This window comes from Mycobacterium sp. E1747, from assembly GCF_001667775.1.
Taxonomy (GTDB): Bacteria; Actinomycetota; Actinomycetes; order Mycobacteriales; family Mycobacteriaceae; genus Mycobacterium.
This window is the reverse complement of sequence record NZ_LZJI01000246.1, coordinates 38,462-50,193: the sequence shown is the minus strand read 5'-3', so window position 1 is coordinate 50,193 and position 11,732 is coordinate 38,462. Positions and strand designations below refer to the sequence as shown.

Genomic DNA, 11,732 nt, shown 5'->3' with positions numbered 1-11,732 from the left:
GCGTCGAGGTCCTCGAACAGGCGGGTGACGTTGCGGTGGGTGACGGCCACCCCTTTCGGGGTCCCGGTGGTGCCCGAGGTGTAAATGACGTGCGCGACCTCATCGGGTGCCGGGAACGGGAGCCCAGCGTCAGGCTGGGCTGCGATGCGGGGGTCGTTGATGTCGAGGACGGTGACGCCACGCCCGACGAGCCGTGGGTGCAGCGCGGAGGTGCTCAGCACGGCCACCGGCGCCGCGTCGGCCAGCAGGAAGCCGATCCGCTCGTCGGGTACTGCGGGGTCGATCGGCAGGTAGGCCGCCCCGGTCTTGAGCACGCCCAAGATCGCGATGATCGCCTCACCCGAGCGCGGGAACACCACCGCCACGCACCCACCCGGCCCCGCCCCACACTCGACCAGCGCGTGCGCCAACCGATTCGACGCCTCATCCACCTCCCGATACGTCCACGACCGCGCCCCGCACCGCAGCGCCACCGCCCCCGGCGCCCGCGACACCTGGCGCGCGAACAACTCCGGCAGCGACACCCCCGCCACCGACTCGGCCAACACCGCCCGATGACCCATCTCGTCCAAGCGGGTCAGCTCGTCGGCATCGAGCACATCAATCGAGGACACCCGCGCCCCCGGGTCAGCAGTCATCGCCACCAACACCCGCTGCAACCGCGCTACCACGCCGGCGACGGTGTCGGCGTCGAACACGTCGGTGCGGAACTCCACCGCCCCCGAAATACCGTCCGGCTCACCGGATTCACTGAATCGCTCGGCCAAATTGAACGTCAGATCCATCCGGGCCGTCCGGGTGGCGACCGGCACCTGAGACACCTGCAAATCCCCCAACGCCAACCCCGAATCACCACCGGACCCCGGCAGGTTCTGCCACGCCAACATCACCTGCACCAGCGGATGATGAGCCAACGACCGCACCGGATTCAGCCGCTCCACAAGAACCTCAAACGGCACGTCTTGATGGTCATAGGCGGCGAGACTGTGCCGCCGAACCTGGGCGACCAACTCATCAACGGTCGGATCACCCGTCACATCCACGCGCAGCACCAGGGTGTTGACAAAGAATCCCACCAGGCCATCGAGTGCCGGGTCGCGACGGCCGGCGATCGGGAATCCAAGTACCACATCGGAACTCGCGGACAGGCGCGACAGCAACACCGCCAACGCGGCCTGGACCACCATGAAACTCGTCACATTGCACTCACGGGCCACCGCGCGCACCCGCCGCTGCAACTCCGCCGGCCACTCCACGGCCACCGTCGCCCCACACTGATCGGCCACCACCGGATAAGGCCGATCCGTCGGCAACGCCAACCGCTCCGGCATCCCCGCCAGCGCACCCTCCCAAAACGCCAGTTGCGTGGCGATGGGGCTGCCGCCGTCAGCCAGATCACCGAACTGCGCCCGCTGCCACAACGTGTAATCCGCATACTGCACCGGCAATTCGACCCAATCGGGCGCACGGCCCCGCTCGCGCGCCCGATACGCCACGCTGATGTCTCGTACCATCGGCGCCAGCGACAACCCGTCAAAGGCGATGTGGTGCAAGACGATTCCGACCACATGCCGCTCCGGGCCGATCGAGTAGATCTGCACGCGAATCGGTATCTCGTTCGACAGGTCGAATCGGTGGTCGGCGAGGGTCATCAACTCGGCGGTCACATCCTGCTCCGGCAACGACGTCACCGCGACGTTCCCGCGTTGCCACATCCCGCTCCTGGCCGCCAGCACCCGCTGGCATGGGACCCCGCCAGTATCGGGGAACACCGTGCGCAGTGATTCGTGGCGGCCGATGACGTCGTCGAGGGCCGCCCCAAGGGCCACCACGTTCAATGGCCCGCTTATCCGGAAGGCGGTGGGCATGTTGTAGGTCGCGGCGCGGTCTTGCCATTGCTCGAGGAACCAGAGCCGGTTCTGGGCGAACGACAGTGGGATGACCTCGGGACGGTCGCGCGCGACCAGCGGCTCGCGCCCAGCGCCGTCGTCATTGAGGCGCGGCGCCAGGAGCGCCACCGTGGGCGCGTCGAACAACGCGCGTAACGACAGACCGGCTTTCAACGATTTGTTGATGGCGGTGACGAGACGCATGGCCGACAGTGAATCGCCGCCCAGGTCGAAGAACGACTCCTCAACCCCGACCCGGTCGAGGCCGAGCACCTGCGCGAAGACGCCGGCCAGCACCTCCTCCACGGCGGTGGCTGGGGCGCGAAACCGATTGGTATCACCGTATTCCGGCGCAGGAAGGGCTCGCTTGTCGAGTTTGCCATTGACCGTGAGCGGCAGCGCATCCATCACCACGACCGCGGCCGGCACCATATAACTGGGCAGTCGCTCGGCCAGCGCGGCACGCACGCCGGCCGCGTCGATCGTCCCGGTGACGTAGCCGACCAGGCGCTGGTCGCCGCGTTGGTCTTCACGGGTGATGACCGCCGCCTGCTCGACCCCGTCCAGCGCCGCCAACGCGGCGCGAACTTCACCGAGTTCGATGCGATATCCCCGGATTTTGACCTGCTCGTCGGCGCGGCCGACGTAGTGCAACTGCCCATCGGCGTCCCAGCGCACCAGGTCCCCGGTGCGGTACATGCGCGCCCCGGGCGATCCGAACGGACAGGCGACAAACCGCGAAGCGGAAAGGCCGGCCCGGCGCCAATATCCGACGCCCACGCCGCGGCCCGCAACATACAGCTCGCCAACCACATCGACCGGAACCGGACGTAACCACTCGTCGAGGGCGAACGTCGCCGCCCCGGATACCGGCGCACCGATCGGCGGTGTGCCCGAGTCCGGCGTCAACGGTGCGCTTCTGGTCGCGCACACGGTCGTTTCGGTCGGCCCGTAGCCATTCACCATCACGCGTCCGGGCGCCCATCGATCGACGACCTCGGCAGGGCACGCCTCGCCTGCCACCAGCAGCGTTGCCGCTCCGAAGCTTTCGGTGGGCAAGGCCGCCAGCGCTGAGGGCGTTTGGCTCAGTATCCCGACCTCTTCGGCGACCAGCAAGGCGCGGAAGCCGTCCGGTGAGCGGGCCACCGATTCGGGCACCACCACCAGCCGGCCCCCGAACAGCAGCGCACTCCAGATCTCTTCGACGGAGGCGTCGAACGCCAACGAATGCCACTGCGCCCAGACTCGTCCTGAAGGGTTGAGCGATTTCAAGAGCTGCGTCACGTTGTGGTGGGTGACGGCGACACCTTTGGGAACCCCGGTGGTCCCGGAGGTGTAGATCAGGTAGGCGATGTCGTCGGGTGCGGGCGGCCGCAATGCTGCGGTAGCCGGTTGTGTCACCACCGCGGGGTCGGCGATGTCCACGACGGTCAGCTGGCACCCGTCCAGCCGCGACCGCAAACCCGCGTTCGTCACGACCGCGATCGGGGTGGCGTCAGCGAGCATGAACTCGATCCGCGCCTGCGGCAGCCCTGGATCGATCGGCAGGTACGCCGCTCCAGTCTTGAGCACCGCAAGCATCGCGATGACGGCTTCGGGCGAACGCGCCAGCAGCAGAGCTACGAAATGCCCGGGGCCCGCGCCCCGCCCGATCAAGAAATGAGCCAACCGATTGGCGGCCTCGTCAAGTTCCCGGTACGTCATCGAGCAGCCCTGGAACGACAGCGCCACGGCCGCCGGCGCGCGCGAGACCTGCTCGACGAGCAGCTCCGGGATCGACACCGGTCCGGGTGCGGGCCGGGTCAGCACCGACCGGTTGCCCCACCCATCGAGCCGCGCGTACTCGTCTGCGCTGCATGAGTTGATCGACAACAGCCGACGTTCTGGATCGCCGGCCATTGCCGCCAGCACCCGCATCAAGCGTTCAGCCAGGTCCGCGACGGCGAAGCCCGCAAACCGCTGCCCAGCACCCTCGATGCCGAACAGCAGCCGGTCTCCGACGGCGGAGAAGAACAACCCGAAGCCGTCGGTGAGGCCGGAATTGGTGTAGGACGCCGAGGCCGCCAGGCCACCGAAGTCCAAGGAGAACACGGCGGGTAGGAAGTTGACGCTCACTCGCTGGGCGGACTGCCGAGGGTCGCCGGAGCGTACCTTGCGCTCCAACGCCCGCACCGGAAAACGCTGGTGCCGCAACGCCTCCCGTATCCGGGCGTCGACGTGCCGACAGAGGTCGCTGACCGTGGCTTCCGGCGAGAGTTTCAACACCAGCGGAACGACGTCAGAGACCATGCCGGGGAGGGTCTTCGACTCCGGGGTAACCCGCCGGCTCACCGGGAAGTCGAGCACCACCTCAGAACCGTTGCCACTCCACGCCCGCACCAACAGTGCGCACGCGGCGGTGATGACCGATGACCGAGGCATTCCCAAGCCGTGGGACAACTCTTCGACTCGGCGAAGGACCGCAGGGTCCAGCTGGATCGGCGCGGAGGAACGGTACGGTCCGCGCTCACTCACACCGAACCAGCGGTCCGGTGCTCCGTCAGACGGAAGATTCTCCGACCAGTACGCCTCATCCTCGGCGTAGTCGGCCGACGCTTCGTACTCCGATTCGCACGAGACCAAATCCGCCAGCGAGCCGAAGAACGGGGACGGCATGGGCGCGCCCGAGATAACCGCGGAGTAGATGGTCGCGATCCGATGACCGACGAGCGCAATGCCCGACGCGTCGGCGACGATGTGGTGGCAGCAGGTGAACCAATAGAATTCGTTGACGCCCGTCCGAAAAAGCGCGAACTTGAACAGCGGTCCGGTGAATGGCATGGGTGTGCGCTGGATCGACGCCGCGATGTCCTCGGCCTCGCGCACGGCATCTTCCGAGGCGCGCAGGTCATGGAACGCAAGGTCAACCTCGGGATCGTCAATCGCCCGCTGCAGAACCTGCCCGTCCTCGGAATAGAATGCCGCCCTGATGGGCTCGGCCTCCCGCAGCGCCCGGCGGATCGCCCACTCGAGTGGCTTCCGCTCAACGCGCCCTTGGATTTTGACGAAGAGGCCAAGTTGCCAGTCGGTGGCGGAGCGGCCCGTCTCCTGCGCCAGCCAGATGTCCAGCTGCCCCCGCGTCAGGGGAAGCGCGCGCTCGTCAAGTTGCATCCATCACCACCCGAGATCAGGCGACTTCCGCGGGTGCCAGTTTTTCGCACAACAGCCCCGCCAGACTTCGGATCGTGACGGTCGAGAGGTCGGCGGACGGGATGCGAACCCCCGTTTCGGTTTCGATGCGAGTACGTAGTTCGAGCGCACCGAGTGAGTCCAGGCCGTATCCGGACAGCGGCCGATCGGGATCGACGCTACGACGCAGAATCAAGCTGACCTGATCGGAGACCAGACACCGTAGGGAGGCGGGCCACTCGTCAATGGGGAGCTTGTTCAGCTCGGCGCGTAGTTTGCCTGTGCCCGTGCCGTTTCCGACGGGGCGAAACGCCTCGGCGAAGGGACTGCGCTCGGCCAGCAGCTTCAGCCACGAAGCGCCCGTGATCGGTGCGTAGCCGGTGTAGGCCCGGTCGTGACGCAGCAGTGTTTCGAACGCGTACCCGCCCTCGTCCGGCCGGATCGCCATGTCCGAAGTCTCCGCCAGGGTGGTGGCGCGCCCGATCTGGGCCCAGGGTCCCCAGCCGATGGTTGTCGCCGGCAGGCCTTGAGCGCGCCTCCAGTGGGTGAAGGCGTCCAGCCAGCTGTTGGCCGCGGCGTAGGCGCCCTGGCCGGGAGATCCCACCAGGGCGGCGGCCGAGGAAAACGAGCAATACCAGTCCAACGGCTGGTCGAGGGTGGCGGCGTGGAGCTGCCACGCACCGTGAACCTTTGGCGCCCAATCACGTTCGACGATCTCTGCGGTGATGTTGCTCAGGGTGGCGTCGTCTACCACCGCGGCCGCGTGGAGCACGCCGCGCACCGGGAGCCCCGTGGCGGTCGCGATGGCCACCAAGCGGCGCGCGGTGGAGGGTTCGGCGATGTCACCGCACTCGACCGCGACGTCGGCGCCGCTTGCCCTGATGCGATCGATCGTTTCCCTGGCTTCGCGAGTCGGCTGCGAGCGTGAGCACAGCACGAGGCGCCCGCAGCCGTTGGCCGCCATCATGTCGGCCAAGAACACCCCGAGGCCCCCGAGCCCGCCGGTGACGAGGTACGCGCCGTCGCGGCGGAAGACCGGGGCCTGCGCGGGCGGCACCGGCACTCGTCGGACACCGCTTCGCGGTATGTCGAGCACGAGCTTGCCGACGTGCCGGGCGCCCGCCATGAGGCGAATAGCGTTGTCCGCGTCGGCAAGTGCGTAGTGCGTGGGGGCCGGCACCGGCAGTACTCCCTCGGCGATCAACCGGTACACGGTGGTCAGCAGGGCGTGCACTCGGTCCGGCTCGGTGGCGGACAGCAACGCCATGTCTACATTGTGGAAAGCGATATTGCGTGCGGGGATGTGTCCGAGCCGGGCTTCGCACCGGCTGAGGTCGATGAATCGGCCACCCGGCGCGAGCAATTCGAGCCCGGCTCGCTGGGTGGCGCCGGAGGCCGAGTTGAGCACGATGTCCACGCCGTGGCCATCGGTGTCGCGGCGGATCAGGTCGGCGAAGTCGGTGCTACGCGAGTCGTAAACGTGGCCGACGCCCCTGTCCCGCAGAAGTTGCCGGCGCGCCTCACTGCCCGCGGTGGCGAAGATTTCGGCGCCCGCCGCACGGGCGATCGCGGTCGCCGCCTGTCCCACCCCGCCGCTCGCGGAGTGGATCAAGACGCGATCACCGGCCTTGATGTGGGCGAGCTCATGCAAGCCGTGATACGCGACGGCGTGCCCGGTCGGCACCGCGGCCGCCTGCCCGTCGGACAGGTCGGCCGGCAGGGCGACCGCCAGGCGGGCATCACACGTGACGAAGGTGGCCCAAGAGCCGCCGCACAACCCGCCGACGCGATCGCCGACGTTGTGCTCCACGACGCCTTCTCCGACCGCGGTCACGACCCCGGCGAAATCGGTGCCCAGCCCGTGCTGCGGGTCATGACCCAGCGCGGCCAGCACGTCGGGGTAGCTGACGCCGGCAGTGCTGACCGCGACCTCGACCTCTCCGGGGCCCGGCGAACGCCGTTCCTGGAAAACGAATTCCATCGACGCAAGGTCACCGGGTGTACGGATCTGCAGACGAATCCCGTCCCGGCCCGGATCCACGGCGGTGGTTCGTCGCTCTTCAGGCCGCAGCGGCGTGAGGGACAAGCGTGCGGCATACCAGGTGTCCTGGCGCCACGCGGTCTCGTCCTCTTCCGAGCCGCCGAGCAGTTGCCGAGCCAGCTGCTCCGGGTCGGTGGCTTGGTCCATATCGATCTGGGTGACCCGGAGGTGGGGATTCTCGGTGCCGATCACCCGCACCAAACCTCGCAGCCCACCCTGCTCCAGGTCGGGCACGTCGCCGGCGATCACGGCCTGCGCGTTGCGGGTCACGACATAGAGCCGCGGGAGTTCGCCAGGGAAGTCGGGCAGATCGCGGGTGATGCGGATCAGATGCTGCACAGACTCAGAACCCAGGCGCGTGGATTGGTCAGCGGCACCGCCGTTTCTGGGTCCCGTCAGAATCACCATCCCGCTGAATCCGCCCGTACGCAGGTGGTCTCGAAGCTGTTGTGCCGTCGCATGATGGTCGGCGTGCGGTGGCCAGCACATAGTGATGCACTGCGCACCATGCCCTTTCAGAGCATCGGTCAACGCGGCGCCTAGGTCACCAGCGGTGGTGATCAGCAGCCACGTTCCGGCGGCGGCGTATTGGTCGTCGGCCAGCTCGCGCTGTCGCCAGTCGACCGTCAGCAGCCGCTCGGCCAGCAGCCGTGGGGCGTGGCCGTCATCGGCTGCGCTCGTGCCCAACCGCAGCCCCAGCACCGAGAGAAGGATGGTCCCGTGCTCATCGAGCATGTCGAGGTCGGCCTCGATCCCAGCCGTATCGGCGTGCGTCACCCGGGTGTAGCAGTAGCGGGCGCACCGGGTGGCGCCGTGGAGACGAATCGCCCGGATCGCCAGCGGCAACGCCAGCGCGTCGTCGTCGAGCGCCTGCACCCGCGGGTGTGCAGCGATGGACTGAAAGCATGCGTCCAGCAGCGCTGGGTGTACCGCGTAACCCTCTTGCTTCGAACGGATTTGGCCGGGCAGCGCGACCTCGGCTAGCGCGGTATCGGGCGTTTGGTCGCTGGTGCGCAACGCGACCAAGCCGCTGAAGGCCTGGCCATACTGAAGACCGCGTCGGTCCAGGCGCCGGCGCACCTCGGCGCCGTCTTCGTGGTGCGGGTGGGCGGCCAGCAGCGCGGGCATGTTCCGCGCGGCCGGCTGCTGCCCGGTGGCGGCGCGAAGAACCGCGGTCGCGTGCTGCCCCTGCTGCTTGGTCTCCACCGCGAACTCAACGACATCCGGTGCTGACACCGCCGCCGAGGCGCTGACGGTGGTTTGCGTATCCAGCAACAGCGCGCGTTCGAAACACAAATCACCGACCTCAGCCTCGTCACCCAGCACGGTGCTCGCGGCGCCCAGCGCCATCTCGGCGTATGCCGCCGCCGGCAGCACCGAAACATTGCGGACCCGGTGGTCGTCCAACCACGGTTGGGCGGCGGTGCCCACCTCGGCCTGCCAGACGTGGCGTTCCGGTTCCTCCAGCAAGCGCACGTGTGCACCCAACAGGGGGTGGACCGAGATGCTGCGACCGTGCGTCGGTGATTCGTGATCACCGCGGCGCAACAACAGCGGCCGGTGGGCCCACGTCGGCAGCGGCGCGTCCACCAGCCTGCCATCGGGGTGGAGCACCGAGAAATCCACGGCGGCACCGGCGCCGTGCAGGTCGGCTACGAAGCCGCGCAGCCCGAATGGCAGCGCTTGGCCGCGGCGCATGACCGCCAGCGCGGCCAGCGGCGTGTCGAGACTGCGGGCAGTCTGCTCCAACGCGTGGGTGAGCAGCGGGTGGGGAGCCATCTCCGCGAAAACCCGGTAACCCTCTTCCATCGCGGCCCGCACCGCGGGGGCGAATCGCACCATTTGGCGGAGGTTTTGCACCCAGTATTCGGCATCGCAGACCGGCCGCTCACGGGCGTCGTAGAGGGTGGCTGAGTAGAAGGGAATTTCCGGTGGCATCGGTTGGAGGTCCGCAAGTTCGTCCGCCAGGTCATCGAGGATCGGGTCGACCTGGGGCGAATGCGATGCGACGTCAACGGCGATCTCACGGGCCAGCACATCGTGGAGCTCCCAGGATGCGACCAGATCGCGAACGGTTTGGGTGGCCCCGCCGATCACCGTGGATTGCGGCGAGGCGACCGCCGCCACCACTGCGTCGTCGATACCGCGGGTGATGAACTCCGAAAGAACCTGCTGAGCAGGAAGTTCCACCGTCGCCATCGCGCCGGATCCGGCGATGCGGGACATCAACCGCGACCGCCGGCAGATGACCCGCACCCCGTCTTCCAGCGACAGGGCACCGGCCACGACGGCCGCGGCGACCTCGCCGAGGGAATGCCCGATGACCGCGCCGGGGCGCACGCCGTACGAGCGCAAGGCGGCCGCGAGCGCGATCTGCATGGTGAACAGCGTCGGCTGGATTCGGTCGATGCCGGTGACGGTCTGCGCCGCGGTCATCGCCTCGGTGACCGAGAATCCGGCTTCGCGCGCGATCAGGGTCTCGGCCTCGGCGACGGCCGCGGCGAAAACCGGTTCGGTACGGAGCAATTCGGTGCCCATCTGGGACCACTGCGACCCCTGCCCCGAGAACACCCACACCGGTCCCCGGTCGTCATGGCCGCTCGCCGCCGGGAAGGGGCTGTCGCCGGCGGCCGTCTTCCGCAGAGCCGCAATCAGTTCCGGACGGCTGCCCGCAACGACGGCGCCGCGCACCGGGCGGTGCGCACGCCGGCGCGCGAGGGTATAGGCCAGATCCGGTAACTGGACGTCGTCGTGTGCCGCCACCCAGTCGGCGAGCCTGCCGGCGGTGCGGCGCAGCTCGTCGGCCGAGCTGGACGACAGAAGAAACACCAGGGGTTCGGTGCTCGGCGAATCAACCGAAAGGTCGCGCACGGAGCCGGATTCGGGTGACTGCTCGACGATGGCGTGAGCGTTGGTTCCGGAAAGCCCGTACGACGACACCGACGCCCGTCGGGGATGACCGCCATCCCTTGGCCACGGCATAACCGTCTGTGGCACAAAGAGATTGGTCTCGATGGCGGCCAGCTGGTCAGGAAGCTCGGTGAAGTGCAGATTCTGGGGCACCACGCCGTGTTGCAGGCACAGGATCGCCTTCATCAGCCCCACCGCGCCCGCCGCCGCCTGCGCATGCCCGAGATTGGTTTTCACCGCGCCCAGCGCGCAGGGGCCGTCGACCCCGTAGACGGCGGCCAGGCTGGCGTATTCGACCGGGTCGCCGATTGGTGTGCCGGTACCGTGGGCCTCCACCATGCCGATGGTGGCGGCGTCGACGCCCGCGGCGGCCAATGCCGCCCGATACACCGCGGTCTGCGCCGCGACCGACGGGGTGGCGATGTTGACGGTGTGCCCGTCTTGATTGGCGGCGGTGCCGCGGATGACCGCGAGAATCCGGTCACCGTCACGCAGCGCATCGGCTAATCGCTTGAGTAGCAACACGACACAGCCTTCGGAGGACGCGAACCCGTCGGCCCCGACGTCGAACGCATGACACCTTCCGGTGGGGGACAGCATGCCTTCCGCCGACCCCGCGACGAACTTTCGGGGATCAAGGATCACGGTCGCGCCACCGGCCAGGGCGAGGTCGCTTTCACCGTCGCCGAGACTGCGACAGGCCAGGTGCACCGCCGTCAGCCCGGACGAACAAGCCGTGTCCACCGTGACCGCGGGGCCGTGCACGCCCAACGCGTACGCGATCCGGCCGGACGCCAAACTGAAGCTGCTGCCGGAGAATCCGTACGGCCCCTCCACGGCGTGCGCGTCGGCCGCCAGCAGTTGGTAGTCGCCGTGCGTCAGACCCACGAACACGCCGGTGAGCGAGCCGGCCATCGCCTCTCGGGTGAGGCCGGCGTGTTCCATGGCCTCCCACGAGGTTTCCAGCAGCAGTCGGTGCTGCGGGTCGATCGCGGTGGCTTCGCGCTCGGTGATCCCGAAGAACTCGCAATCGAAGCCGGCGACGTCGTCGAGGAATCCTCCCCACTTCGTCACCGAGCGGCCGGGCACGCCCGGCTGGGGGTCGTAGTACTCGTCGGCGTCCCATCGGTCCGGGGGCACCTCGGTGACAAGGTCATCCCCGCGCAGCAGCGCCTCCCACAACCGCTCGGGAGAGTCGATGCCCCCCGGCAGCCGGCAGGCCATGCCGATAACAGCAGTGGAAGTGAAACCCGATGTCTCCACGGCCGCTCACCCTCTTCTTATCCGACGGGGCGGTAAGCGCGTATGAATCCTGATCGCTCGGCGGGCACGACCATTGGCTGCGGTGGTTTGCTGAATTGACGCCTAAGCAAATGAGCGTCCACCGTGGCGCGGGCGTTCCCCCCGAGGTGGGGCCGGCCCTTCGGGGGGGATTGCCCCGAGCCCCGGATGGGCGGAGACGCGCAGCGCGGATGGCTGCGTTTCCTGCCGTTGCGCAGTCGGCTGAAATCGCTGCGTAGGCCGGTCAGAAGGTGTCGCGCGCCGGTCGTCGGCCGCAACGGACACGTTGTCGTTGTCGTCGTCGACAGATTGATCATCGGTTCTCCCACACCGCAAGTCGACATGCGTAGAACAGACCCTACAGAAGGTCACCTCCGCGCGCGCCGCGTTGAGGCAAATTCTTCTGGGTGACAAGTGTGTTAGCCCCACGTTAAGCCGCGATT

The 11,732-nt window shown here is 68.1% G+C and carries 2 protein-coding genes; both read right to left on the bottom strand.

Annotated elements, in window-relative coordinates; all coding sequences use genetic code 11:
- A partial coding sequence (locus A5695_RS25800; protein WP_068089306.1) for a non-ribosomal peptide synthetase occupies nt 1-5,039 on the bottom strand: 5,039 nt, incomplete at its 3' end.
- A gap of 16 nt (nt 5,040-5,055) precedes the next feature.
- Complete coding sequence (gene pks2, locus A5695_RS25795; protein WP_068089302.1) at nt 5,056-11,271, bottom strand: type I polyketide synthase; 6,216 nt, start codon at nt 11,269-11,271, stop codon at nt 5,056-5,058.
- Nucleotides 11,272-11,732 lie beyond the last annotated feature (461 nt).